The 26,159-nt window shown below is 60.9% G+C and carries 23 protein-coding genes; 13 read left to right on the forward strand and 10 right to left on the reverse strand.

The genetic code is table 11. The features are described from left to right. Positions 1-49 precede the first annotated feature (49 nt). A complete protein-coding gene (locus FBY12_RS08240; RefSeq protein WP_145252569.1) occupies positions 50-979 on the reverse strand; it encodes a FecR domain-containing protein in 930 nt (309 codons plus the stop codon). Then, positions 976-1,464 (reverse strand): sigma-70 family RNA polymerase sigma factor, encoded by a 489-nt coding sequence (locus FBY12_RS08245; protein WP_145252570.1) that lies wholly within the window; start codon positions 1,462-1,464, stop codon positions 976-978. Before FBY12_RS08245 ends, FBY12_RS08240 begins: the two co-directional genes overlap by 4 nt. Before the next feature lie 176 nt (positions 1,465-1,640). Between FBY12_RS08245 and FBY12_RS08250 the strand changes: the two genes are divergently transcribed. The 6 genes from FBY12_RS08250 to FBY12_RS08275 all read left to right on the forward strand — a co-directional run bounded on the left by FBY12_RS08250 (position 1,641) and on the right by FBY12_RS08275 (position 8,063). Further along, the gene (locus FBY12_RS08250) at positions 1,641-1,946 is read left to right on the forward strand and encodes a DUF3649 domain-containing protein (RefSeq protein ID WP_145252571.1); all 306 of its coding nucleotides are present in this window, start codon (positions 1,641-1,643) and stop codon (positions 1,944-1,946) included. Beyond that, positions 1,943-3,523: a PepSY domain-containing protein gene (locus FBY12_RS08255; protein ID WP_145252572.1), complete on the forward strand. Its 1,581-nt coding sequence runs from the start codon at positions 1,943-1,945 to the stop codon at positions 3,521-3,523. The genes FBY12_RS08250 and FBY12_RS08255 overlap by 4 nt, the downstream gene beginning before the upstream one ends. Continuing rightward, the gene (locus tag FBY12_RS08260; RefSeq protein WP_145252573.1) at positions 3,523-3,846 is read left to right on the forward strand and encodes a DUF3325 domain-containing protein; all 324 of its coding nucleotides are present in this window, start codon (positions 3,523-3,525) and stop codon (positions 3,844-3,846) included. The genes FBY12_RS08255 and FBY12_RS08260 overlap by 1 nt, the downstream gene beginning before the upstream one ends. After that, entirely contained in the window at positions 3,846-4,409 is a 564-nt protein-coding gene (locus tag FBY12_RS08265; protein ID WP_145252574.1) for an RNA polymerase sigma factor, read from the forward strand. The genes FBY12_RS08260 and FBY12_RS08265 overlap by 1 nt, the downstream gene beginning before the upstream one ends. Next, positions 4,406-5,395, forward strand: coding sequence for a FecR family protein (locus FBY12_RS08270; RefSeq protein ID WP_145252575.1), 990 nt, complete (start codon positions 4,406-4,408; stop codon positions 5,393-5,395). Before FBY12_RS08265 ends, FBY12_RS08270 begins: the two co-directional genes overlap by 4 nt. A 217-nt stretch (positions 5,396-5,612) precedes the next feature. Beyond that, a complete protein-coding gene (locus tag FBY12_RS08275; protein WP_145252576.1) occupies positions 5,613-8,063 on the forward strand; it encodes a TonB-dependent receptor in 2,451 nt (816 codons plus the stop codon). Positions 8,064-8,496: 433 nt separating this feature from the next. On the opposite strand, the gene FBY12_RS08280 is transcribed toward FBY12_RS08275, so the two are convergent. After that, positions 8,497-9,372, reverse strand: a complete 876-nt coding sequence (locus tag FBY12_RS08280) for a helix-turn-helix domain-containing protein (protein WP_145252577.1) — start codon at positions 9,370-9,372, stop codon at positions 8,497-8,499. A 395-nt stretch (positions 9,373-9,767) separates the two neighbouring features. On the opposite strand from FBY12_RS08280, the gene FBY12_RS08285 reads away from it, so the two are divergent. Then, positions 9,768-10,688: a DMT family transporter gene (locus FBY12_RS08285; protein WP_145252578.1), complete on the forward strand. Its 921-nt coding sequence runs from the start codon at positions 9,768-9,770 to the stop codon at positions 10,686-10,688. Between the two features lie 29 nt (positions 10,689-10,717). On the opposite strand, the gene FBY12_RS08290 is transcribed toward FBY12_RS08285, so the two are convergent. The 3 genes from FBY12_RS08290 to FBY12_RS08300 all read right to left on the reverse strand — a co-directional run bounded on the left by FBY12_RS08290 (position 10,718) and on the right by FBY12_RS08300 (position 13,532). Continuing rightward, complete coding sequence (locus FBY12_RS08290) at positions 10,718-11,227, reverse strand: DUF2165 family protein (RefSeq protein ID WP_145252579.1); 510 nt, start codon at positions 11,225-11,227, stop codon at positions 10,718-10,720. Positions 11,228-11,407: 180 nt separating this feature from the next. Next, on the reverse strand, positions 11,408-12,382 hold the full coding sequence (locus tag FBY12_RS08295) for a D-glycerate dehydrogenase (protein WP_145252580.1): 975 nt from the start codon (positions 12,380-12,382) through the stop codon (positions 11,408-11,410). A gap of 181 nt (positions 12,383-12,563) precedes the next feature. Next, positions 12,564-13,532: a LysR family transcriptional regulator gene (locus FBY12_RS08300; RefSeq protein WP_121732979.1), complete on the reverse strand. Its 969-nt coding sequence runs from the start codon at positions 13,530-13,532 to the stop codon at positions 12,564-12,566. Positions 13,533-13,857: 325 nt separating this feature from the next. On the opposite strand from FBY12_RS08300, the gene FBY12_RS08305 reads away from it, so the two are divergent. The 4 genes from FBY12_RS08305 to FBY12_RS08320 all read left to right on the forward strand — a co-directional run bounded on the left by FBY12_RS08305 (position 13,858) and on the right by FBY12_RS08320 (position 18,873). After that, positions 13,858-15,357, forward strand: a complete 1,500-nt coding sequence (locus FBY12_RS08305; RefSeq protein WP_145252581.1) for an efflux transporter outer membrane subunit — start codon at positions 13,858-13,860, stop codon at positions 15,355-15,357. 241 nt (positions 15,358-15,598) lie between these two features. Continuing rightward, a complete protein-coding gene (locus FBY12_RS08310; RefSeq protein WP_145252582.1) occupies positions 15,599-17,794 on the forward strand; it encodes an FUSC family protein in 2,196 nt (731 codons plus the stop codon). Beyond that, positions 17,784-17,984, forward strand: a complete 201-nt coding sequence (locus FBY12_RS08315) for a DUF1656 domain-containing protein (protein WP_092273020.1) — start codon at positions 17,784-17,786, stop codon at positions 17,982-17,984. Before FBY12_RS08310 ends, FBY12_RS08315 begins: the two co-directional genes overlap by 11 nt. A gap of 25 nt (positions 17,985-18,009) precedes the next feature. Then, positions 18,010-18,873, forward strand: a complete 864-nt coding sequence (locus FBY12_RS08320; protein WP_145252583.1) for an HlyD family secretion protein — start codon at positions 18,010-18,012, stop codon at positions 18,871-18,873. Between the two features lie 69 nt (positions 18,874-18,942). Here FBY12_RS08320 and FBY12_RS08325 read toward each other — a convergent pair whose 3' ends face one another. Both FBY12_RS08325 and FBY12_RS08330 read right to left on the reverse strand, forming a co-directional pair. Continuing rightward, positions 18,943-19,341 (reverse strand): DUF4440 domain-containing protein, encoded by a 399-nt coding sequence (locus tag FBY12_RS08325; protein WP_145252584.1) that lies wholly within the window; start codon positions 19,339-19,341, stop codon positions 18,943-18,945. Continuing rightward, positions 19,338-20,708 (reverse strand): MFS transporter, encoded by a 1,371-nt coding sequence (locus tag FBY12_RS08330; RefSeq protein WP_145252585.1) that lies wholly within the window; start codon positions 20,706-20,708, stop codon positions 19,338-19,340. Before FBY12_RS08330 ends, FBY12_RS08325 begins: the two co-directional genes overlap by 4 nt. Before the next feature lie 109 nt (positions 20,709-20,817). Between FBY12_RS08330 and FBY12_RS08335 the strand changes: the two genes are divergently transcribed. Further along, positions 20,818-21,699 (forward strand): LysR family transcriptional regulator, encoded by an 882-nt coding sequence (locus tag FBY12_RS08335; RefSeq protein WP_145252586.1) that lies wholly within the window; start codon positions 20,818-20,820, stop codon positions 21,697-21,699. A gap of 107 nt (positions 21,700-21,806) precedes the next feature. On the opposite strand, the gene FBY12_RS08340 is transcribed toward FBY12_RS08335, so the two are convergent. Both FBY12_RS08340 and FBY12_RS08345 read right to left on the reverse strand, forming a co-directional pair. Beyond that, positions 21,807-22,631, reverse strand: coding sequence for an SDR family oxidoreductase (locus FBY12_RS08340; protein ID WP_145252587.1), 825 nt, complete (start codon positions 22,629-22,631; stop codon positions 21,807-21,809). 32 nt (positions 22,632-22,663) lie between these two features. After that, a complete protein-coding gene (locus FBY12_RS08345; RefSeq protein WP_145252588.1) occupies positions 22,664-23,128 on the reverse strand; it encodes a multidrug transporter in 465 nt (154 codons plus the stop codon). 167 nt (positions 23,129-23,295) lie between these two features. On the opposite strand from FBY12_RS08345, the gene FBY12_RS08350 reads away from it, so the two are divergent. Beyond that, complete coding sequence (locus FBY12_RS08350) at positions 23,296-26,097, forward strand: RHS repeat-associated core domain-containing protein (protein ID WP_145252589.1); 2,802 nt, start codon at positions 23,296-23,298, stop codon at positions 26,095-26,097. The last annotated feature ends 62 nt before the right edge of the window (positions 26,098-26,159 follow it).

Here is a 26,159-nt window from a genome sequence, read left to right on the forward strand (position 1 = left end):
TTCGAAAAAATTTTACTGACTGGCCCCCTCGCCACAGGGTTGGAGTTGTTCAGACGCGGGCCTCAACCGTTACCCAATACCGGGTAAAGCGCTTGACCTTCACCGGCAAGCTGATTTCCAGCAATTGCAGAATCCGCTCGCTGTCATCCAGCGGATAGGTCCCGGAAATCAACAGGTCGGCGACTTCAGAAGCGCAATTCAACTGGCCGCGACGGTAACGTCCCAGCTCATCGAGAAAATCCCCCAGACGCATGTGCGCCGCCACCAGCATGCCGTCAGCCCAGGCGCCGCTGTTGGCATCCAGCGGCTGCGGATTGCCGATGCCGTGCGGGCCGAAGCTCAACTGTCGCGCACTTTGCAGCAGCGTCGGCGCACCGCCCTCGGGCGTCAATTCGACACGTCCTTCAAACACCGCAACCTGGGTGCGATCGGCAAATTGCCGAACATTCAGCCGCGCGTCTTGCGTGCTCAACACGCCTTGTGCGGTCTGCACTCGAAACGCCTGCGCGGCGCTCAGCAGCAACTCGCCCTCCAGCAACCGAATCAAACCACCCTCGCGCACATCCACGGCGCTCGCGGTGTTGAGCTGCAACTGGCTGCCATTGCCCAGCGGAATTTTGCGGCGCTGGCCAACCGGGCTGCGATAGTCCGCCAGCAACGGCGTCAACGGAATGTGCTCGCGCATGCCCCAAGTGACTGCCGAGCCGGCGCCGAGAATCAGCAGCAGCTTCAACGCCTGCCGACGACTGGCGGATTTCGGCGCATTAAGTGCCGCGTGAGCCAGCGGCGAGGACACACCGCGCAGGCGCTGATTGACCCGCTGAATATGCTCCCACGCGCGTTGATGTTCGCTGTGCGCGTCGTGCCATTGTTGCCAGGCGTGTTGCTGGCGCGGGCTCAACGGGCCTTGTTGCATTTCCATCAACCAGTGCACGGCACGCTCGGCGACCTGCGCGGAAAAATCCGGCGCGCCGTTCATAAAGCGAAATAGCAGCGCATCGCCGCTTTGTTCAGGTGCCGTTTGACCGTGGCGATGGAGACTCCCAACTCGGCGGCGATCTGTGGATAAGTCAGGCCATCGAGCTGCGCAAGCAAAAATGCGCGTTTGACCCGACGCGGCAAGCCGTCGAGCAACTGGTCGAGCTCCATCAGCGTTTGCAGGATGATCGCCCGCTCTTCCTCGGACGGCGCGACGCTCTCGGGCATCTGCGCCAAGGCATCGAGGTAGGCGCGTTCCAGATCCTGGCGACGGTAATGGTTGAACAACACGCGTTTGGCGATGGTGGTCAGGAAGGCGCGCGGCTCAATGATCTGCGGAGTCTCGCGGGCGCTGAGCACGCGGATGAACGTGTCCTGCGCCAGATCGGCGGCGCTGTGCGGGCAGCCGAGCTTGCGCCGCAACCAACCGGTGAGCCAGTTGTGATGGTCGTGATAGAGGATTTCGACGGTATTGGCTGGCGACAACAGAACCACTCCGACACATGCGCATACATTAGAGAACAAGAATTGTTCGCATTGTAAGGAGGCGAACTGCATCCGGCAATCGGATCTCTTTTGCGTATGAGAATATTTATCATTAATATTGCGCGCTTGTTGGTCCGTGACGCTCACGGCGCCTCACCGGGTTTCAAGGTCGAAACATGAAAGGCAAGATTTCCATGCTTCCCGTTTCCTACAGATTGGCCGTCACTTCGCGGGTTTTGGCGGCAGTGGTGGGCGGTTACGTCGTGGCCGCGCTGGCCAGTGTCAGCCTCAGCCTGTGGCTGCCGATGGCCCGCGCCGAAGCGGTGGTCACCGGGATGATGACGTCGTTTCTGGCATATCTGGTCGCGGTGCTCTGGTGTTTTGCCTGTCGCAGCGCCTGGCAGGCATGGCTCGGCATGCTCGTGCCGAGCCTGGTGCTGGGCGCAATTTCGGCATTGGCGTACTGGATGGGCCACTCATGAAAGAGGGATTTCGCCAAGCGATGGCGTGGCTGCACACCTGGGTCGGGCTGATCTTCGGTTGGTTGCTGTTCGCGATTTTCCTCACCGGCACCCTCGCGTATTTCAAGGCTGAAACCACGCACTGGATGCAGCCGGAAATCCCCGCGCGCGCGGTGTCTTCCGAAGCCAGTGTGAACCTCGCGCAAGGTTATCTTCAGCAGCACGCGCCCAACGCCTCGCGGTGGTTGATCGACTTGCCGACCGCGCGTGAACCGGCGCTGACCGTGCGCTGGCAGCAAGCGCCGGCCGAACCCGGCAAACGCGGCCAATTCACCACGAAAATTCTCGACCCGCAAACCGGCGCCGAAGTGCAGGGCCGCGAAAGCATGGGCGGCGAGTTTTTCTACCGGTTCCACTTCCAGCTGCAAATGCCTTACCCGTGGGGTCGCTGGTTGTCGACCATCACCGCGATGCTGATGTTTGTCGCGCTGATCACCGGGATCATCACCCACAAGAAAATCTTCAAGGACTTCTTCACGTTCCGCCCGCGCAAGGGCCAGCGCTCCTGGCTCGACGGGCATAACGCAGTCGGCGTGCTGGTGCTGCCGTTCCACCTGATGATCACCTACAGCAGCCTGGTGATCTTCATGTCGATGGTCATGCCGGCGGGCATTCTCGCGGCGTACGACGGTAACGCCAGAGGATTTTTTGACGAAGTATTCCCGGCCTCGAACACCCCGGCGGTGGCGGGTCAGGCAGCGCCATTGGCACCGCTGGCGCCGTTGCTGGAACAGGCGCGCGAGCAGTGGGCGGGCGGTCGCGTCGCGGGGTTGTCGGTGAATAATCCGGGCGACGCCAATGCGTCGGCAGTGGTGCAACGCGACAGCGGCGACAGTGTGGTCCACAGCTTCGGGCGCGCAGTGACGTTCAATGCGGTCAGCGGCGAACTGCTCAGCAAGACTGCCGAACAAGCGCTGCCGATGGCGATTGCCGGAAGTTTTTACGGTTTGCACATGGGCCATTTCGCCGGCCCGGTGTTGCGCTGGTTGTACTTTATTTGCGGGATGGCCGGCACCGCGATGATCGGCACCGGGCTGGTGATCTGGCTCGGCAAACGGCAGCTCAAGCACGCCAAAAGTGGCGTTATGCCGTTTGAATTGCGCCTGGTGGAAGTGCTGAATATCGCCAGCATGTCGGGCTTGGTGATCGCCGTGGCGGTGTTTTTCTGGGCCAATCGCCTGTTGCCGATCGGCTTGACCGAGCGCGCGGATTGGGAAGTGAACAGCTTCTTTATCGCCTGGGGTTTGAGCCTGCTGCACGCAATGTTGCGTCGGGGCCGCGCGGCGTGGGTTGAGCAATTGGCGCTGGCAGCGTTGCTGTTTTGTACCGTGCCGTTGCTCAACGCGCTGACCACCGCGCATCACCTCGGCGTGTCGCTGGCGCAAGGCGATTGGGCGATGGCCGGGTTTGATCTGACGTGCCTGGGCAGCGGCGTTTTCCTCGGCTGGGCAGCGTGGAAAATGCAGCGCTCGGGCCGCACCGAAACCACCACCCGCCAGCGCGCCCGTGCTGTCACCCTTGAGCATGAGGCGACCTGATGCTGTTGGCTCTTTTGCTCTGCTACGGCGGTTTCACCGCGCTGTGTTTATCGATGGATCGTCATCACGCTGACCTGCTTGGGCGCAAACCCACCGCTCGGCGCCGCCAAGTCATGCGCGGCGGCGGCTGGCTGTTGCTGACCTTGTCGCTGTGGGCCGGCGTGTCCGCCAACGGCTGGGGCCTCGGCTTGGTGGAATGGTTTGCGGTGTTGATGCTCAGCGCTTTGATGCTGGTTTTGCTGCTGCCGTATCGCCCGCGTCTGGCGTTGTCGCTGGCGGCGTTGGGTCTGATCGCCAGCCCGGTTTGCGCAGTGCTGACTTGATGATCGCCAGCCCGCCAGAATCCCACGACGACGAACACCGCGGCGCGCGTGCGCATTTTCTTCAGGTGTTCCTGTCCCAGCGTTCGCAGATGGAAGCGCTGGTCAGTCGGCGGGTTGGCTGCCGGGCGACGGCGGCGGACCTGGTGCAGGATCTGTTCCTGCGATTCTGGCGGCGGCCGCTGGTGCAGGTTGAGGAATTGAGCACCTATCTGCTGCGCTGCGCCGGCAACATTGCCATCGACCATTTACGCAGCGAAGGCACGCGCGTGCGCGTCAACGAAGGCTGGATGCCGGACGAGCCGGACAGTCAGGCCAGCGAACCGCAAGCCGCGCTGGAGGCGGGCAACGATTTGCGTCACGTCGAAGCGGCGTTGCGCGCGTTGCCCGAGCGCACGCGGCAGATTTTTTTGCTCAACCGCATTCACGGGCGCAAGTATGCGCAGATCGCCAAGGCTATGGGCTTGTCCCAAAGTGCCGTGGAAAAACATATGATGCGCGCCCTCGACGCCTGCAAGGCCAGCCTGCGGGAACCCGAACCGCGCACGCCAGGGAAAGCACCGTGAACCACGCCCAACGCGTCACCCCGACGCCCGATCAGCAACAAGCGGCTTTTGCCTGGCTGAGCCTGTTGCACGATCAGCCGAGTGCCGGCGATCAACTGACGTTCAGCCATTGGTTGCAAGCCGATCCGGCACACGCCGAGGCGTACGCGCAGGCGCAAGTGATCTGGGAATTGAGCGAAGCGCCGGCGCGCACGCTGGCCGACGAAGACGCGGTGGCGCTGCAGGGTTATCTCTATGCGATGGATAATTCGCGGCGCTCCAGCGTGCGGCGTTGGGCCGGGGCGCTGGCGATGGCCGCGTGCCTGGTGTTGATGATCGGCGTTGGCGCGGGGTGGCAACCGCTGCGCTGGGCGGATGATCTGGGCGCCGATTACGTCTCGGCGCCAGGGCAAGTTCGCACCGTGACGCTGGCCGATCAAACGCAAGTCACGCTGGATGCCGACAGCGCGATTGCGGTGGATTTCAGTCGCGGCGAACGCCACGTCGAGCTGCGGCGCGGCGCCGGATTTTTCAATGTGACGCACACCGGCGAACCGTTCGTGGTCAATGCTGAAAGAGGTCAGGCGCGGGTGCTCGGCACACAATTCGAAGTGCGCCTGCAAGCGCATGGCGCGCGGGTGACGGTGTTGTCCGGGCGTGTCGGAGTGACGGCGCAGCGCCATGCGCAGCAGCAGATTTTGACCGCGGGTCAGCAGGTCGCTTATGGCGAAGGTGCGGCGGAAAAATTGCAGGCGGTCGACAGCGACGCGCAACTGGCGTGGCGCCAGGGTTGGCTGAATTATTACAAGGCGAGCCTGGCCGAGGTGGTCGAGGATTTGCGCCGGTATTACCCGGGGCGAATTTTGTTGCTTGACGATGAGCTGGCGGCGCGTCGGGTCAGTGGGAGTTTTCCGAGCAAAGACCCGCACGCGGTGTTGAGTTCGTTGCAGGGCGTTTTGGGGTTTGAGCAGCGCGAAGTTTTCGGGCAAATCATTATTTTGCGGTGAGGCATCCGGCGCCATCGCGAGCAGGCTCACTCCCACAGTTGGAATGCATTCCACCCTGTAGGAGTGAGCCTGCTCGCGATGGCGTCATCACAGCCACCCCTAATCCCCAAAAAAATAATTTCAGATTATTGATGAGGTAAACCCAAGCCCCATCCGTGTAGTGACTGAAACTGCGAGTCATTCGCATCCCGTTGCGGTTCTACACAGGTCATGAGCAATGAAGTCCAGGGCAAAGTCGGGTTTGGTCAAACAAAAGTCGGGTTCGGTCAAACACTGGTTCGGCGCGTCGGCGCTGAGTATTTCGGCATTGGCGATGCTGCCGCTCAGCGTCGCGCTGGCCGCTGAAACCGCCAGCACGCAACCGCGCACGCAGTTCAATTTCGCCATGGCCGCCAAGCCGCTGCCGCAGGCCTTGAGTGATTTCAGCCGCATCACCGGCATCAGCGTGGTCTACACCGACGAAGCGCCCTACGGCCTGAATGCGCCAGCGGTCAGCGGGCAAATGAGCGCCGAACACGCCATGCAGCAATTGCTCAGCGGTTCGGGATTCACCTTCCGCCGCACCGACGCGCACACCCTGGCGCTGGAACCGGCGCCCACCGAAGGCGCGCTGAATCTGGGCGCGACCACCATCACTTCGGTGCTCGACCAGACCATGAGCTACCAGCCGCCGCCCACCAGTTCGGTGATGCGCAGCTCGGCGCTGCTGCAGGAAACCCCGCAGACGATCAACGTGATCCCGGCGCAGGTCATTCGCGATCAGGCGCCGCGCAATCTCGATGATGCGCTGGCCAATGTCAGCGGCATCACCCAGGGCAACACGCTGGCCAGCACTCAGGATTCGGTGATGACTCGCGGTTTCGGCGACAACCGCAACGGCTCGATCATGCGCGACGGCATGCCGGTGATTCAGGGCCGTGGGATGAACGCCACCGTCGACCGCGTCGAAGTGCTCAAAGGCCCGGCATCGCTGCTCTACGGCATTCAGGACCCCGGCGGCGTGGTCAACATGGTCAGCAAGAAGCCCGAACTGACGCAATACAACGCGCTGACGTTGCGCGGTTCGACCTACGGCGACGGCAAGAACGGCAGCGGCGGTGGCCTCGACAGCACCGGCGCGCTGGGCGATTCCGGGTTGGCTTATCGCATGGTCCTCGACCACGAAGACGAAGATTACTGGCGCAATTTCGGTACGCACCGCGAGACGCTGGTCGCGCCGTCGCTGGCCTGGTTCGGCGAAAACACCCAGCTGTTGTTCTCCTACGAACACCGCGAATTCCTCACGCCGTTCGACCGTGGGACGATCCTCGATCCGCGCACCAATCATCCGTTGGACATCTCGCGCAACGAGCGGCTCGACGAACCGTTCAACAACATGGAAGGGCGCTCGGACCTGTATCACTTCGAGGCCGATCACCAGCTCAACGACGACTGGAGCGCGCACTTCGGTTACAGCTGGAACCGCGAAACCTATGACGCCAGCCAAGTGCGTGTCACCGCCATCGACACCCACAAAGGCACGCTGACCCGGAGTATGGACGGCACGCAAAACGCGATCAGCACCGATCGTTTCACTACCGCCAGCCTCGAAGGCAAAGTCAACGTGCTGGGCATGCAGCACGACCTGGTGTTCGGCGTCGACGACGAGTACCGCAAAATCTACCGCGAAGACCTGATCCGGCAGAAAAGCCTGAGCACCTTCAGCTACGTCAATCCGGTGTATGGCCGTGAAGTGGCGGGCACGACCGTGAGCCCGGCGGACAGTGCGCAGACCGATCAACTGCGCAGCGATTCGGTATTTATGCAGGACTCGATTCACCTCACCGATCAGTGGATTCTGGTCGCTGGCGGGCGCTTCCAGGAGTACGACCAGTACGCCGGCAAAGGCGTGCCGTTCAAGGCCAACACCGACAGCAACGGGCAGAAATGGGTGCCGCGCGCCGGGCTGGTGTATCGCTACACCGACGAGTTGTCGTTCTACGGCAGCTACACCGAATCGTTCAAACCCAACTCGACCATCGCGCCGCTGAGCGGCAGCAGTGTGGTGCTCGATGGCAGCGTCGCGCCGGAGGAAGCCAAATCGTGGGAAATCGGCGCGCGGCTGGAGATGCCGGGGCGCATCACCGGCAACGTCGCGCTGTTCGATATCAAGAAAAAAAACGTGCTGATCGCCAACTCCGAAGGCCCGACGACGATTTACAGCGCGGCGGGTGAAGTGCGTTCGCGAGGTCTGGAAGTCGATGTCAGCGGCCAGCTCAGCGATCGCTGGAGCCTGATCGGCAGCTATGCCTACACCGACGCCGAAGTCATCGAAGACCCGGATTACAAAGGCAAGAAACTGCAAAACGTCGCGAAGAACAGCGGGGCGCTGTCGGCGGTTTACGACTTCGGCAGTATTGTCGGCGGCGACCAGTTGCGCGTCGGCGCGGGGGCGCGTTATGTCGGCGAGCGGGCGGGTAACGCAGTGAACGATTTCGACTTGCCGGGTTATACCGTGGCGGACGCGTTTGCCACTTACGACACCAAGGTTGAAGGGCAGAAGGTCAAGTTTCAGCTCAACGTGAAAAACCTGTTTGACCGCACTTATTACACCTCGGCGGCGAGCCGGTTCTTTGTGTCGATGGGTGATTCGCGGCAGGTGTCGCTCTCCAGCACATTGGAGTTTTGAGGCTGGATCAAAAGCCACCCCTCACCCCAGCCCTCTCCCCAGAGGGGAGAGGGGGAAAGGGAGCTGATCTTCATTGCTTTCAAAGCCTGAGGTCGACTCGATATTTCAGGTCGATGTGGCTCCAGGAACATCTCGGTCAGTCCCCTCGCCCCAGAGGGGAGAGGGGGAAAGGGAGCTGATCTCCATTGCTTTCAAAGCCTGAGTTCGGCTCGATATTTCAGGTCGATGTGGCTCCAGGAACACCTCGATCAGTCCGCTCGCCCCAGAGGGGAGAGGGGGAAAGGGAGCTGATCTTCATTGCTTTCAAAGCCTGAGGTCGACTCGATATTTCAGGTCGATGTGGCTCCAGGAACACCTCCGTCAGTCCCCTCGCCCCTTTGGGGAGAGGGTTAGGGAGAGGGGTAGATCCCCATGACACCCCACCCCCCAATGTCTACCGCAAAAACGCCTGCCGATACTCCCCAGGCGTCCCACCCAACACCTGCCGAAACCGATTGGTGAAATGACTGGCACTGGCAAACCCGCACGCCAGCGCAATCTCGCCCAACGGCTGTGAGGTCGAACGCAGCAATTCTCGCGCCCGGCTCATGCGGCGCGCCAACACATACTGGTGCGGTGGCAAACCAAAGCTTTCGCGGAACATCCGCGCAAAGTGATATTCCGACAACGCGCACAACGCCGCCAATTGCCCGAGACTGATCGGTTCGGCCAATTGATTGTCGATGAACTCGACCAATTGCCGCCGCTGATGCGCCGCAAGCCCGCCCTTGAGCCGCAAACCCTGACGCATGCCGACCTGGCTGAGCAATGCGTGGCTGAGCATTTCATGCGCCAGGCTGCTGGTCAGCAGCCGTTCGCCGGGCTCGTTCCAGTTCAGCGTCAGCATCTGCCGAAAGCGCCGGGCCTGCTGCGGGTCGTCGAGAAAAGTGCCCTCGCGCAATTGCACTTCGCGCGGTTCGCGATCAAGCAAGGTGACGCAACCGAGGGCAAATTGTTCGGTGCTGAAATACAGATGCGCGAGGCGGATATCGCCATTGATTACCCAGCCCGACTGGTGCTCGGCCGGCAGGATGCACAGTTTGTCCGGGCCGCCCTTGGTGCCGGGCTGGTCGCGCCGAAAAGTCCCGGTACCGCCGGCGATGTAGCAGGACAGGGTGTGGTGGCTCGGCGCTTGGTAATCCTGCGCGTCGTGATGATTGCTCCACAAAGCTGCAGCCATGCCGTCACCGAGCTCGGCGCTGTGCTCCAGACGAGCATTCGGCGAGCGGTTGAGGGCTTGAAAAACTTGCAGGGTTTCCAGTGCGGGCATGATCGTCTCTCCAACGTTTCGCATCCTACTCCGTAGCCATCCGCGTGCCAGCCCGTCCGCCGACAAAAGCGCAAGTTTATGCAAGTGCGCGTTGGTGGGGCGACGCACACTGAAATCCTGATCCGACATTACGGAATCTGTGGCCAACGAGGTTTCTGTGGCGAGCGAGCTTGCTCGCGCTTGAGTGCGCAGCACTCACAAAATGGTGCGGAATTCAGAAGATTTGCGGCAACTTGCAGAGTTTTGGGGCTGCTGCGCAACCCAGCGCGAGCAAGCTCGCTCGCCACAAATATTGTTGATGCCGCACATACCACTCCGGCCACAGACGCCGATCAGCCACCGCCACAGAAAGTTTGTTGCCCACCCATTCATAGCGCTGCCCCGGAGCCCTCCACATGAACCTTTCCCTCTACCTGCTCACCGTGCTGATCTGGGGCACCACGTGGATTGCCTTGAAGCTGCAACTGGGCGTGGTGGCGATTCCGGTGTCGATCGTTTATCGCTTCGGCCTCGCGGCGCTGGTGCTGTTTGTGATGTTGCTGCTGAGCCGGCGCCTGCAAGTGATGAACCGGCGCGGGCACTTGATTTGCCTCGCGCAGGGCTTGTGCCTGTTCTGCATCAATTTCATGTGTTTCCTCACCGCGAGCCAGTGGATCCCCAGCGGGCTGGTCGCCGTGGTGTTTTCCACCGCAACACTGTGGAACGCGCTGAATGCGCGGGTGTTTTTCGGCCAGCGGATCGCCCGCAACGTTTTGCTGGGCGGCGCGCTGGGGTTGTCTGGGCTGGGGCTGTTGTTCTGGCCGGAGCTGGCCGGGCACACCGCTAGCCCGCAAACCTTGCTGGGTCTGGCGCTGGCGTTGCTCGGAACCTTGTGTTTCTCGGCCGGCAACATGCTCTCGAGCCTGCAACAGAAAGCCGGGCTCAAACCCTTGACCACCAACGCCTGGGGCATGGCTTACGGCGCAGCGATGCTGACCGTCTGGTGCCTGGTCAAAGGCATCCCGTTCGACATCGAATGGAATGCGCGCTACCTCGGCTCGCTGCTGTACCTGGTGATCCCCGGCTCGGTGATCGGCTTCACCGCATACCTGACGCTGGTCGGGCGCATGGGCCCGGAGCGCGCGGCGTATTGCACCGTGTTGTTCCCGGTAGTCGCACTGAACGTTTCGGCCTATGCCGAAGGCTACCAATGGACCGCGCCGGCGCTGTTCGGGCTGGTGTTGGTGATGCTCGGCAACGTGCTGGTGTTTCGTAAACCGAAACCGCCGCTAATCCTCAACAACGGCGACAACAACAGCAACGGCAAGCTGGCATGAGTTGATATAAACATCGGGCGCTGCAACAGTCAGCGCTCGATTCTAAGTGTCAGGTAAATCAATAACGGCAATATGAAATCGACAATATGCCGCGCCCAGTCCTTGGCATTCCAGGTTGTCGATTTGTCCATGTTGAACCATTCGACGCCGATGACTTGCAGGCACAGGTAATAAACAAATATCGCGATCAGCAGCCCGATAATGCACAACTTTTTTGCTTCATGAAATTCGGCTGCAGATGCCTTCAAGTTTTTGCACAGGTGATAGGTGCCGATCAGGCAATACACGGTGTAAAGCACTTCCAGGGTAATGATGATCCAGTAAATCCGGTGGTGCAGCATCGGTGAGGTAATCGCCCGATAGCTGACACTCTCCTGGTCCTGTGCGGTGTCCATGCTCAAGACGTGGCCGACATATTCATAGTTTGTGGAATAGTCGGTGAAGTTGCTGAACATCACCAATAGTCCAAAAAAACTGAAAAATGCCATGAGTAATACTTTGCTGTATCTGACAAGCAGATCAGTGGTCAGGGTGTTCAATGGATATGCTCTCCGTAGCCAGAACTCTATAAGTTGAGTAACGGGCCGGAGTCTATAGTGCGATTTGGTTTTTTGGTGTTGAACTGGATTTCAAGGTGTGTGGCAGACACTGATTAAATATTGAAAGCAGTAGAAGTTGATATAAGCGGGCAAGTGCTTGATGCACTTGCCCGGCTATATTCAGCCCTTCCAGACTTGCGGATTGACCAGGTCCTGCGGGCGTTCGCCGAGCAATGCGCTACGCAAGTTGGCCAAAGCGCGATTGGCCATTGCGTCACGGGTTTCACCGGTCGCCGAGCCAATGTGCGGCAGGGTTACAGCGTTTTTCAACTGGAACAACGGCGACTCCGCCAGTGGTTCTTTCTCATAAACGTCGAGTCCGGCGCCGCGAATTCGCTGGGTTTGCAGTGCTTCGATCAGCGCCGGTTCATCGACCACCGGGCCACGGGAGATATTCACCAGAATGGCGCTGGGCTTCATCAAGGCCAATTCGCGATGGCTGATCAGGTGCCTGGTCTTGTCGCTGAGCGGCACCACCAGGCAGACGAAATCGGCTTCGGCGAGCAACTCGTCGAGGCTGCGAAACTGCGCGCCGAGCTCCTGTTCCAAATCGGTCTTGCGGCTGTTGCCGCTGTAGATGATCGGCATGTTGAAGCCGAGCCGACCGCGTCGGGCAACCGCGGCGCCGATATTGCCCATGCCGACGATGCCCAACGTCTTGCCGTGCACATCGCAGCCGAACAGCGCCGGGCCGACGGACGCTTGCCATTGCCCAGCCTTGGTCCACGCATCCAGCTCGGCGACGCGACGGGCGCTGCTCATGATCAGCGAGAACGCCAGGTCGGCGGTGCTTTCGGTCAGCACGTCCGGGGTGTTGGTGAGCATGATCCCGCGTTCGTTGAAGTAGCCCACGTCATAGTTGTCGTAGCCCACCGAAACGCTGGAAACCACTTCCAGTCTGGCGGCGTTCTGCAATTGCGCGCGCCCCAGTTTGCGGCCCACGCCGATCAGACCGTGGGCGTGGGGCAGGGCTTCGTTGAACTGGGCGTTGATGTCGCCGTTTTTCGGATTCGGCACGATAACGTCGAAATCGTGTTGCAGGCGTTCGACCATTTCCGGGGTGACGCGGCTGAAGGCGAGGACAGTCTTTTTCATGTTCGCAAGGCTCGGCGGGTCGGGAATAATGCCAAGCACGCTAACATTCTTCCGCCGTGCGGTGAACACCGGTAAACCTGTAGGCGCTGAGCTTGCTCGCGAAGGCGGCCGAACATTCGACATCAATGTTGGCTGACAAACCGCTTTCGCGAGCAAGCTCTGCTCTCGCGGGCGTTGGGGATCAGGTGGCCACGCGGGCGCCCACCAGACTTCCACTCAACTCGTACGCGGCCAATTCCGCCTGATGCGCTGCGAGAATTTCCGGCAGTGAACCGCGCAAGTATTCGACCCAGGTCTTGATTTTCGCGTCCAGGTATTGGCGCGAGGGGTAGATGGCGTACAGGTTCAGTTCCTGCGAGCGGTAGTTCTGCATCACCCGCACCAGCGTGCCGTTGCGCAGGCCTTCGATGGCCGCGTACACCGGCAGCACGCCGACGCCCATGCCGCTGGTGATCGCGGTTTTCATTGCGTCGGCGGAATTGACCAGGAACGGCGAGCTATTGATGGTGACCATTTCCTGGCCATCGGGGCCGTCGAAGGTCCATTTCTCCAGCGGAATCACCGGGCTCACCAGGCGCAGGCACGCGTGGTTGAGCAGGTCGCTGGGTTTTTGTGCGCAGCCATTGGCTTTGACGTAGGCCGGCGAGGCGCAAACGATGCTGTAGGTGATGCCGAGGCGCTGCGAGACGAAACCCGAATCCGGCAGTTCGCTGGCCAGCACGATCGATACGTCGTAGCCCTCGTCGAGCAAGTCCGGCACGCGGTTGGCCAGGGTCAGGTCGAAGGTTACGTCCGGGTGCGTCTTGCGATAGCGCGCGATGGCGTCGATCACAAAGTGCTGGCCGATGCCGGTCATGGTGTGCACTTTCAGTTGCCCGGCGGGGCGGGCGTGGGCATCGCTAGCCTCGGCTTCGGCCTCTTCGACGTAAGCGAGGATCTGTTCGCAGCGCAGCAAATAGCGCTTGCCGGCCTCGGTCAGGGCGATGCGGCGGGTGGTGCGGTTGAGCAGGCGGGTTTGCAGATGGGCCTCAAGATTGGAGACCGCGCGCGAGACGTTGGCTGTCGTGGTGTCCAGTTGCACGGCGGCGGCGGTGAAGCTGCCGGCCTCGGCCACGTAACTGAAGGCGCGCATGTTTTGCAAAGTGTCCATGGGGTGCTCTCGGGTTCGATGGCAAATTGTGACACGAAGTTGCGGGGCGGTGACCCCGACAAAGGGATTATCGCGTTAACGGTAACAAAGATTCACAGGATTCCCAGCTTATCGCCGTTCAGGCGTCCCCATAGAATTGCCGCCACCGCAGGAACTGGCGTACGGCCCACACTTTGTGGGAGCGAGCTTGCTCGCGATGGCTGAGTGTCAGTCGACATCAATGTTGAATGTCAGACCGCAATCGCGAGCAAGCTCGCTCCCACAAGGGTTGCGGTGTCCGTTCCCACAGTAATTCGTACCTCCCCCTTCTCAGGAATTTGCAGCAGTGCCGCGTCGCATCAACAGAGCGCTCAAGACGCTCAGTGTTTTGGCTTTAACCCTGGCAATCAGCGGCTGCATCGGTACCCATGGCATTGCCCCGCAAGGCACGGCACTGGAGGCTGATTCGCTGGCCACCGACGAAGCCATTCGCAACGCTGCACAAGACGCTCACTGGCCCACCGCCCAATGGTGGCAGGCCTATGGCGATGCGCAACTGAACCGCTGGATCGACCTCGCCGTTCAGGGCAGCCCGAGCATCGCGATGGCCACCGCCCGTGTGCGCCAAGCCAGATCGATGGCCGGTATTGCCGAGGCCGCCGAGTCGTTGCAGATCAATGGCGACGCCACGCTCAAGCGCCACAACTGGCCGACCGATCAGTTCTACGGCCCTGGCGAACTCTCCAACACCACCACCTGGGACAACAACGCCGCGCTGGGTTTCAGCTACGCCCTCGACCTCTGGGGCCGCGAAGCCAATGCCAGCGAACGCGCCGTCGACCTCGCGCACATGAGCGCCGCCGAAGCGCGGCTGGCCCAGCTCGAATTGCAGAACAACATCGTTCGCGCCTACATCGAACTGTCGCTGCACTACGCGCAACGCGACATCGTCGCGGCGATGCTGCAGCAACAGCAGCAGATTCTCGACCTCGCGCAGAAGCGTCTGGACGGCGGCATTGGCACGCATTTCGAGGTCAGCCAGGCACAAACGCCGCTACCGGAAACCCATCGGCAGCTCGATGCGCTGGACGAAGAAATCGCCCTCAGCCGCAATCAACTTGCAGCGCTCGCAGGTTTTGGTCCTGGCGCCGGCGCGCAATTGCAGCGGCCTACCCTGGCGTTGGGTGCGGCGCTGAAATTGCCGTCGTCGCTGCCCGCGCAATTGCTCGGGCAACGTCCGGACGTGGTCGCCAGTCGCTGGCAAGTCGCGGCGCAGGCGCGCGGCATCGATGTCGCGCACGCCGGGTTTTATCCCAACGTCGATCTGGTCGGCAGCCTCGGCTACATGGCCACGGGCGGCGGCGCGCTGGAGTTCCTGACCGGCAAGAAACTCAACTACAGCGTCGGCCCGGCGATCACGCTGCCGATTTTCGACGGCGGGCGTTTGCGCGCGGAACTCGGTGAAGCGTCGGCCGGGTACGACATTGCTGTCGCCAAGTACAACCAGACGCTGGTGAATGCGCTGAAGGAAATTTCCGATCAGTTGATCCGCCGCGAGTCGATGGACAAGCAGCAATCCTTTGCCGCCGAGTCGGTGGCCACGGCGCAGAAGACGTACGACATCGCGATGATTGCGTATCAGCGTGGGCTCACCGATTACTTGAATGTGCTGAATGCGCAGACGTTGTTGTTCAAACAGCAGCAGGTGCAGCAGCAGGTGCAAGCGGCGCGGTTGAGTGCGCACGCGGCGTTGGTGACGGCGTTGGGCGGCGGGCTCGGTGCCGGCAGCGACGTGCCGACAGACCGCCAGACCGCCGCGCCGAAAACCCCGGTGTTGCTTAAGTGAACACAAATCCAGTGGCTCACCGGCATTTGTGGCGAGCGAGCTTGCTCGCGTTTGAGTGCGCAGCACTCACAGAATTTGCGGCGGAAATCAGAATTTTGGGGCCGCTTCGCAGTCCAGCGCGAGCAAGCTCGCTCGCCACAGGTTTTTTGTTTGACTCAGGATTTTTGCAGGTGAGCAGGGTTTTGTTTAGGTCAGGTTTTTCGCGGGTGAGCAGGTTTCGGTTAACTCAGGTTCTTTGCAAATGAACAGAACTATGCCCGCACCGCTGCGCTGGCTGCATTCCCTGGAATGGCGCCGGGGCTTCTATGACTGGGCGCGCAGCGATGGCGTGACCTGGGTTTATATTTTCAAAGTGCTGATCGCCGCGTTCCTGACCTTGTGGCTGGCCATGCGCCTGGAATTGCCGCAGCCGCGCACGGCGATGATCACCGTGTTTATCGTCATGCAACCGCAAAGCGGCCATGTCTTGGCCAAGAGTTTCTATCGCTTCCTCGGCACGCTCGCCGGGTCGGCGGTGATGGTGTTGCTGATCGCTTTATTCGCGCAAAACACTGAACTGTTTCTCGGCTCACTGGCGATTTGGGTGGGCCTGTGCACCGCTGGCGCCGCGCGTTATCGCAACTTTCGCGCCTACGGTTTTGTGCTCGCTGGTTACACCGCCGCGATGGTCGGTCTGCCGGCATTGGCGCACCCCGACGGCGCGTTCATGGCGGCGGTCTGGCGCGTGCTGGAAATCTCCCTGGGGATCATTTGCTCGACCCTGATCAGCGCCGCCATCCTGCCGCAAACCTCCGGCGCGGCGATGCGCAACGCTTTGTATCAGCGCTTCGGCGTGTTCGCGTTGTTCGTCACCGATGGCTTGCGCGGTCGCAGTCAACGCGAGGCATTTGAAGCGAGCAACGTGCGCTTCATCGCCGAAGCCGTCGGCCTCGAAGGCTTGCGCAGCGTCACCGTGTTCGAAGACCCGCACATGCGTCGGCGCAATGGTCGGCTCAGCCGCTTGAACAGCGAATTCATGAGCATCACCACGCGCTTCAACGCCTTGCACCAGTTGCTCGAACGCTTGCGCAGCAGCGCCGCCGACCACGTGGTCGCGGCGATCAAGCCGGGTTTGCAGGACCTCGCCGAATTGCTCGACGGCTTCAGCGGCCGCGCCTTGACCGACGCCGATGCGGCGCGGCTGGTGACGGCGCTGAGTGCTTACAAGGAAGGCTTGCCGACGCGCGTGCGCAACCTGCGGGCGACGTTCCAGGAGAGCGAGCCGAGCGACGCCGAGCAACTGGATTTCCACACCGCGTACGAGCTGCTTTATCGCTTCGTCGACGACTTGCACAGTTATGCACAGACCCACGCCTCGCTGGCCGATCACTCGCATGCGCGCGAACAATGGGATGAACCGTTTACCCCGCAAACCAACTGGCTGGCGTCGGCCGCTTCGGGGATTCGGGCGTCGTTCATCCTGATCGTACTCGGCAGTTATTGGGTGGCGACGGCGTGGCCGAGCGGGGCGACGATGACCTTGATTGCCGCCGCCACCGTAGGACTTTCAGCGGCGACGCCGAACCCCAAACGCATGGCGTTTCAGATGGCGTGCGGCACCTTCCTCGGCGCGTTGATCGGCTTCGTCGAGATGTTTTTCATCTTCCCGTGGATCGACGGTTTTCCACTGCTGTGCGTGATGCTGGCGCCGGTGATCGTGCTCGGTTCATTCCTCACTTCGCGCCCGCAATACGCCGGGGTGGGCCTGGGGCTACTGATCTTCTTCAGCACCGGTTCGGTGCCCGACAACCTCACCGTCTACAACCCCTACACCTTCATCAACGACTACATCGCCATGGTCCTCGGCATGCTGGTGTGCGCCGCCGCCGGCGCGATCATTCTGCCGCCGAACAGCCGCTGGTTGTGGCGGCGCCTGGAGCAGGATCTGCGCGAGCAAGTGGTCTACGCGATCAGCGGCAAACTCAAGGGCCTGGGCTCAAGTTTCGAGAGCCGCACGCGCGACTTGCTGCATCAGGCTTACGGCCTCGCGGTCGGCCAGCCGCACGTGCAGCGCGACTTGCTGCGCTGGATGTTTGTGGTGCTGGAAGTCGGCCACGCGATCATCGAGTTGCGCAAGGAACAGGCGATTCTGCCGGTGCACCCGGCGTATGCCGAATCGCAGCCGTGGCGCCAGGCGATCCGCGTGATGGGGCGCTCGCTGGTGCGGCTGTTTCTGCAACCGAGCCAGAGCAATCTGGAGCGCGGCTTGATCGCCGTCGATCATGCGATCAGCCGCGTGCAAGCCACCGATGAACCGTTCGCGCCGCACTTCGATACCTCGGCGCTGCGCCGGGTGAAGAGTTATCTGCACTTCATCCGCACCTCGCTGCTGGACCCGCAATCGCCGCTCACGGCGTACCTGAAAACCCCCGCCAAAGGACTCGAACATGCCGCGTGAAATCGCTTTCCACGGCATCTACATGCCGACCATGACGCTGATGTTTTTCATCGCAGCGGCGCTGGCCTGGGCGCTCGACCGGTTTCTCTCCGGGTTCGATCTATACCGCTTTTTCTGGCACCCGGCGTTGCTGCGCCTGAGCCTGTTTACCTGTCTGTTCGGCGCTCTGGCGCTGACCGTTTACCGTTGACTCTCTCTCTCTGAAGAAGGCTCTGATGAAAAAGCTTTTCAGCCTGCTCGCAACTTTGCTGGTGCTGGCCCTTGCGATCTGGATTGGCCGAACCTTGTGGGTGCATTACATGGACACGCCGTGGACCCGCGATGGCCGGGTGCGCGCCGACATCATCAATGTCGCCGCCGACGTCACCGGCGAAGTGGTGGACGTGCCGGTGCGCGATAACCAACTGGTGAAGAAGGGCGATTTGCTGATGCAGATCGACCCCGAGCATTACCGCATCGCGGTCAAACAGGCGCAGTCGCTGGTGGCGTCACGCAAGGCCACCAGGGAGATGCGCAAGGTCAACGCGCATCGCCGCGCCGACATGGACGCGCTGGTCATTTCCAAAGAAAACCGCGACGACGCGAGCAATATTGCCGACTCGGCGCTGGCCGATTACCAACACGCGCAAGCACAACTGGAAGCGGCGCAGCTGAACCTCAAACGCACCGAAGTGCGCGCGGCGGTGGACGGTTACGTCACCAACCTCAACGTCCATCGCGGCGACTACGCGCGCATCGGCGAGGCGAAAATGGCCGTGGTCGACATGAACTCGTTCTGGGTCTACGGCTTCTTCGAAGAAACCAAACTGCCGCACGTGCGCGTGGGTGATAAGGCCGACATGCAGTTGATGAGCGGCGAGGTGTTGAAGGGCCACGTCGAGAGTATTTCGCGCGGGATCTACGACCGCGACAACCCGGAAAGTCGCGAGTTGATTGCCGATGTCAACCCGACGTTCAACTGGGTGCGTCTGGCGCAACGGGTGCCGGTACGCATTCACATCGATGAAGTGCCGGAAGGCGTGCTGCTGGCGGCGGGCATTACCTGCACGGTGGTGGTGAAACAAGAGAACGGCGCTTAACTCTTGTGGCGAGGGGGCTTGCCCCCGCCGCCGAACGGGGGCAAGCCCCCTCGCCACACAAGCGCTGTGTCAGAGCTGACAAAATGTTTCGTGCAAATGCCGCCAGATGATCCGCCCGCCAGGTTGTTTTTCAAACACCACTGTCGAACGCCGATCCGAGTGCAACCCGGTCGCATCGGTCTGCTGCTCGCGATAACTGACCGTCGCGCCGTCCGCGTGCAAGGCAATTGCGCGCAGCTCGCTGAGCTCAATCCTGAACCCGCGTTTCTGCCCGCCCGCCATGCGAAACAGTGCCGACAGTTCGGCGAAATCGAGCACCCGGCCCAACGGCGAAATCATCGAAAACTGCGGCGAGAAACGCTGCAGTAATTTCTCCAGCGCCGCTGCGTCTTCCTCAACGGCAAACCACTGTTCAATCGCCACATGGGCCTGGAGCACTTCGTCAAAATAATCGGTGTAGTCAGTCATGCGGATTTTTCCTGAAGGGGAGGAGAGGTTAGCAGGGCCAGCACGTTCGTTGAGTCGAAACGCAGGACCGCGGCCATTGGCACCAGCGTCAGCAGTGCGGCGGCAATGAAGCAATCGTTGAAGCCTTGAGTGCCCAGCGCGCCGAGCAATGAGCTCAACAGTGCTGCGCCGAGGCAGAAACCCAGTTGCCGATTGATGTTCCACAATGCACTGGCGTGGGCCATTTTTTCCGGCGTTGTGCCGACAAATGCCAAGGTCTGCGCGGTGATGCTGCACAAACTACCGCCCAAGCCCATTACGGCGTAGGCAATGATCAGTAGCGCGCTGGCGGATTGTTCGATGCGCATCAGCAGCACAATGCCAAGGCATTGCAACAGCATGCCGCTGATCAGCAACGGCTTGGGGCCGATGCGATTGAAACTGCGTTTGCCGAGCGTGATCGCCACCCCCGAGCCGGCCGCCCACGGCAACATCAGCGCGCCGATTTGCGCCGCGCCGAAACCGAGTTCGTGCAGGTACAACACGGCAATCAGGTTGGTGCCGGTGAATATGCCGGGTACACACAGGTAGATCAGCATCGCCAGGCGCAGTGATGGATTTTTGATCAGTTGCAGGTCGAGGATTGCCACGGGTTTGCGCCAGCCGTCGCTCAGGTACAACGCCGCAACAGCGGCGCTGAGCATCAGCCCGAGCAGGCCGAAAAGGCGCGTGGCGGGCTCGCTCAACAGGCTCACGGCAATCAACAAGAGGCTCAGGGCGGTCATCGCAAGCAGCAGGCCCACGGCGTCCAGTGTCGGGCGTTCGGTCGAAGCTTTTTCCGCTTTCAACCAAAACATGCCGAGACCGAAGGCGAGCAACGCCAGCGGCAAATTCAAGTAGAAAATCCAGCGCCAGGACAACGCCTGAACAATCAACCCGCCGGCCGCCGGCGACAGGGCCGGCACCATCAGCGCCACCAGCAACACCACGCCGGTGAAATGCGCACGCTGCGCCGGGGGAAATTGTCGATAGGCCAAGGCCTGGCCGACGGGTAATAACAACCCGCCACCGAGCCCTTGCAGCAGCCGCCAGCCGATCAGGCTTTCAATCGATCCGGCTTGAGCGACCAGCGCCGAAGCGATGCCGAACAGCAGCAAGGATGCGAGGATCAGCCGCCGCTCCCCGATCCGCGCGCCCAGCCACACGCTCAGCGGAATGATCAGCGTCAGCCCGAGCATGTAGGCGTTGCCGATCCACGCCAGTTCGGTGACCGAAGCGTGCAGCTCGCGGGCAATGTCCGGGTAGGCAATGTTCGCGACAAACATGTTCAGCAGGTCGAGGGCGAAGCCCAGCAAATACACCAGCGCGACTTTCGAGCGGTAGGTCATGGCGACATCCCTGTAATAAGACGTGCAGGGTAGGGCGCTGGCGCGGTTAGGAAAACGCTGGTTTGCCTGCTAGTTTGTCAAAATTATTTTGACAAGGAGCGCTGCGCCGATGGTTAGCCTGGACCGTTTCGACACTTTCAAAGCCGTGGTCGAGGCCGGATCGTTGACCGCTGCGGCTGACTTGCTCGGGCAGACCCGCGCGGTGGTCAGCTTCAACCTCAAGCGTCTGGAAGAGGAATTGGGCGTGACGTTGCTCACGCGCAACACCCGGCAATTGGCCCTGACCGATGCCGGTGAACGTTTTTATCAGCGTTGTTTGCGCGCCCTCGACGAAGCGCGGCTGGCCATCGAAGAAGCCCGTTCGGAGCACTCGCAGCTCAAGGGATCGTTGCGAATTACCACGACGGTCGAGTTCGCCCTGGCGCAAGTGGTGCCGGCGCTGGCGGTGTTTCGTCAGCAGCATCCGCAGTTGCACATTCACTTGTCGACCTCATCGACGCACGCCGATTTGATTTCCGAACGCTTCGATGTGGCGATACGGCTGGGGCGCATGCTCGACTCCAATTTGCGTGCGGTGCAGTTATCCACCTTCGAGATTTTTGCTGTGGCGGCACCGGAGTTAGTCGCGCGTTTTGCGACCGTCGATACGCTGGCGGCGCTGGAGTCATTGCCGACGTTGGGGCATGGGCGGGTGCCGGAGTTGGCGGTGACTGACCCGAGCGGCGCCGAGCATTTGTATCAGCCAAAACCCGGCACCACGGCCATCGTCGCCGACAACTCGGCGACGTTGCGTGCGTTTGCGCTGTCGGGGCAAGGCGTGGCGATTTTGCCGCAGTGGCTGGTGCAGGAAGATCTGAATGCGGGCCGGTTGACCCGGCTATTGGACGATCACGGTTTCGCTCGGCAAGGGGTGTACGCGTTGTACCCGGACACGCGGCATTTGCCGCTGAAAGTGCGGGCGTTTATTGATTTCATGAAAGGTTGGGGGTGAGGTTTGCGTTGCCCGGTCTGGCCTCTTCGCGGGCAAGCCTCGCTCCTGCGGTTGCGATGCAATCCCCTGTAGGAGCAAGGCTTGCCCGCGAAGGCGTCAACTCGGTCTCAGAGCTGCCCACCCAAACCGAAGCGCTTCATCAACCCCGATTCCAGCAACCCTTTGGGCAGTAACGCCGCCAACAGCGGCAACGCCCGGCTGCCGTTGCCCAGGCGCAGCAATCGTGGAGGTTTGTTCTGCTGCACCGCTTTAAGCAGATCAGCGGCGAACTCACTGGCCGGGGTCGGGTTGTCCTGCGACGCCTTGGCCCGCGCACGGATGCCTTCGCGCAGCGGCCACCACGGCGATTGTTCGCTGATCAACTGCTCGGCCTCGTTGCCGGCATTTTTCGCGAAACTGGAGGCGATGGCGCCGGGCTGGACTTCCATCACGCGGATGCCGAACGGCGCCAGTTCCATGCGCAACGCATCGCTCAGCGCATGTACCGCAGCTTTCGAGGCGCAATAGGCGCCGGCAAATGGCGTGACCAACACACCGGAAACGCTGCCGATATTCACCACCAGCCCCTTGGCCCGACGCAGTACCGGAAACAGCGCGCGGGTCACGCCGACCACGGCAAACACGTTGGTTTCGAACTGACGCTGCATCGCTGGCACGCCGCCATCCAGCAGCGGGCCCATCGCGCCGTAACCGGCATTGTTGATCAACACATCGAGGCCGCCGTGTTGCTGGTTGATGCGCTCGCTCAACTGCTCCAGCGCAGCGCCATCGTTGACGTCCAGTTGCACCGCGGTGAAACCGTCCGCCGCCAGCACGGCCACGTCTTCAGCCTTGCGGGCGCTGGCCCAGACCTGGTAACCGGCGGCTTTGAACGCATCGGCGAGGGCGCGGCCAATGCCGCTGGAACAACCGGTAATCAACGCAACGGGCATGGCGCGGTCCTTGTGCAATAAGAAGTGGGGGATCAGTCGGAGAAGCTACCCTGCAAATGTTCGGCACGAAACTCCAGGGTTTGCGGGCGATAACCGGGGCGCAGTGGCGGCAGCGGCAAACAGTCTTGCCAACTGGCGCCGGCCTGCAATTCGCCGGGGCCGCGATAGCGTGGGGCGGCGTATTGGTTGTCGGCGAGGTTGACCGTGTCGCCCGGCGCATAAGCGGCGATGCGCCAGCGCAATTCGGTCAGCGGCACGTCGTTGCCGTTGTTCATGGTCAATTGCAACGGCCGATCCGCAGGACAGTGTTCCGGGGCGTAGGTGATCCGCAACTCCAGACGCGCCAGTTGCTTGACCTCGCGGCTGTCCGCCCAGATCACCCAAGTCGCCACCAACCCCAGGCCGATCGCAGCGGCGATGGAAACCGGCAAGGCTTTGGCCGGGTAGCGCAGCAACAGGGTCAGCCAGGTAATGACCAGCAGGACGCCGATGAACATAGGGAAACGCTCCTTGAACTCATGGCGACCATCCTACCGAACGGCTGAAGGAATGGACATTCGGCGTTCAAGCACGCTTGCCGTCAGTCGCGACTGTCACTTCTGACAGTAGCCAGATGCTGCGCGGCAACGGTTAGATCATGTCTGGCCCACCGGGACGCATCGGCATGCACGCTTCGATCACAGCAATACATCACAGGACACCCACGTTATCGATCGTTGATCCGCGCGGACTGCCGGTGCGTTCGGTCGATTACTGGCGTGAAGATGAAAAACTCGCGGCGCAGGCTCGGGTCAATCGGGTGGCTTACGATGTCGGCGGGCGCCCAGTCAAACAGTGGGACCCGCGGCTGTGGGCGCTGCAAGCCGAGGACCCGCTGACGCCGGCGAACATGACGAGTGTGCATTCGCTGTCCGATGATGTTGTTTCGCTGCTCAGTGTGGATGCCGGGCTGCAAGTCAGCCTGGCGGGCACCGGCAATCAAGTGTTGCAGCGTTGGGACACTCGCGGCACGCGCAGCAATATCGAATACGACGACCAACTGCGGCCAGTGGCAATGTTCGAACAGCAAGGCACCGCGCCGCGAAGCTGTGTCGAACGTTTGCAATATGGCGGTTCCGAACCTGGCAATCAGGCCGTTAATCTGTGCGGGCAAATGACTCGGCACGACAGCCCCGGCGGCACGGTGGTGTTCGAATCCTTTGCAATCACCCGTCAATGCACCCGCCATATTCAGCATTTCACCAAAGACCCAGTCGCCGCGGATTGGCCTGAGCCAATTGCAGATCGCCAACAATTGCTGGAACCGGGCGAGGGTGCGATTTCGACGTGGAATTATGGTCCTCAGGGCAATGTGCTGGAGAAAACCGATGCACGACACAACAGCCAGGTGTTCGCTTTTACCCTGGATGGTCTGCTACGCGACAGTGCGTTGAATTTGGCCGGCAAGCTCACTTGGCAAACCTTGGTCAGCGAAATCGAGTACAGCGCCGATGGCAGGATTATTCGGGAAGTGGCGGGTAATCATGTCGAGACAAAGCTCTTTTATGGCGCCGCAGACGGACTGTTGATCGAGCGGCGAGCATTCAGCAATCACAGCGGTTTATTGCAGCATTTGTTCTACGACCACGACCGCATGGGCAATGTCCTGAGCATCGAGGACAAAGCGCTGGCGGTGCGTTACTTCAATAATCAGCGCATCGAGCCCATCAGTTGTTTTAACTACGACAGTCTTTATCAGTTGATTGGTGCATCTGGCTGGGAGGCAGGTAGTGCGAATCAGGGACCGGCTTCAACAGGACGAACGGATCCCGCAGCGCTGAGCAATTATCAGCAAAGTTTCAGTTATGACGAGAGTGGCAACTTGCTGAAGTTGACGCACATCGGGGCGCAAAGTCCGGGGCGAGAATTAAAAGCTGCGCGCTACAGCAATCGCTGTTTGCCCTGGCGCAATGGCGTGCCACCTACCGAGGAGGCAATTGCCGCTGCGTTCGATGCCAACGGCAATTTGCTGATGCTCGATCAGGGACGCTCGATGACGTGGGATCTGCGCAATCAGTTGCAGTCGGTCAGCCCGGTGGAGCGCGACTCTGGACGCAATGACGTTGAGTCCTACCTCTACGATGGCGGTGGCCAACGGGTACGAAAAACTCGCTCGTTGCAGACCAATGCCCGGACCATGATGGCAGGCGTCCGGTATTTGCCGGGTTTGGATATCCGTAGTCATTCCGGGACCGGGGAAGTGCTGCAAGTGATTACCGCCACTGGCGGCCTCAACAGCGTTCGCGTGCTGCATTGGGAAACCACTCCGCCCACTGGAGTGGCTAATGATCAGTACCGCTACAGCCTCGTCGATCACTTGAATTCCTGCACGCTGGAGTTGGCCGATGATGCGCGGATCATCAGCCGCGAAGGGTACTACGCGTTTGGCGAGACAGCCTGGTTTGCCGGGCAGAACGAGGCCGAAGTCAGTTACAAAACGGTCCGCTACAGCGGCAAGGAACGTGATGCGACGGGGCTCTACTACTATGGATTCCGTTATTACATCGGATGGTTGCAGCGCTGGGTAAATCCCGATCCCGCGCGTGATATTGATGGCCTGAACTTGTATCGCATGGTCAGAAACAATCCCGTGGGGCTGATTGACAGAGATGGTCTGGCACCCGATCCGAAGGATAAACAACCAAATCGTATTTCAGCCCTGACGGCGCTCTTCAATTCGACCAGTGTCGCCGGGCCACCGTCACCACGCCCTTCGTCAACTTCGCGAGCGGCGACCCCGCGCGCCACCGCGCCGCAGTTACCCGCCAGGCCCGCGCAGGCCCCGCTCATCACGCCTGCCACAAAAGCTGCGGCGCCAGGTCGTCCACCGCAGATCAAATTACCGACGGCGGATCTTTCGGCTCGAGTGCTTCCTGCGTATGCGAGCGGCTACGTGGAGGTCGGCACGCATTCACTGATGGTCTCAAAAACAGGCAGCATCGTGGTTTTCAGGGGGGATGATCGCCCCGATCATGTCATTCGCAACGCGGGCGGGTTCTATCCTCGCGATAACAGAGGCAGTGCAATCCAGCAGGATTTCAGACGAGCAGTACAGACCGATGGTCTCAACGCCCACGCTCAGGACCACGTGAGAGCACTTAATCCCGGATACGTTTCTACGGGCCTGGATGAAGATTCTGGAGGATATAGCGATACCAGGGGTTTTCTTTATCGGATGGAAATCCCGGACTTGCAAGAAAGGGGCGTGAATGACCAGACACTTGGATTGTCGTCGCCCTACAGCTTCACTCCGAAAAAACAACTGGATACACGATTTTTTATGAATGCGAGCACGCTTGAGCAGGCAACGCTTGCCTCGATGATTCCACCCAAGACCCACGAGATGACCTTCATTACGCCGATTCCAAACGCCTACATCGTGGCTTATCGAGCGGCGAAGAGCAGTCAGTGGGTGCCGTTTCATTAAAGTAGTTGCCCTGCCAAAAAAAAGCCCCCGACCAACCCGCTGCGGATGGGGAGCGCAACGGG

The sequence above is a fragment of the Pseudomonas sp. SJZ131 genome, from assembly GCF_007828705.1.
In the GTDB taxonomy this organism is placed as follows: domain Bacteria; phylum Pseudomonadota; class Gammaproteobacteria; order Pseudomonadales; family Pseudomonadaceae; genus Aquipseudomonas; species Aquipseudomonas prosekii.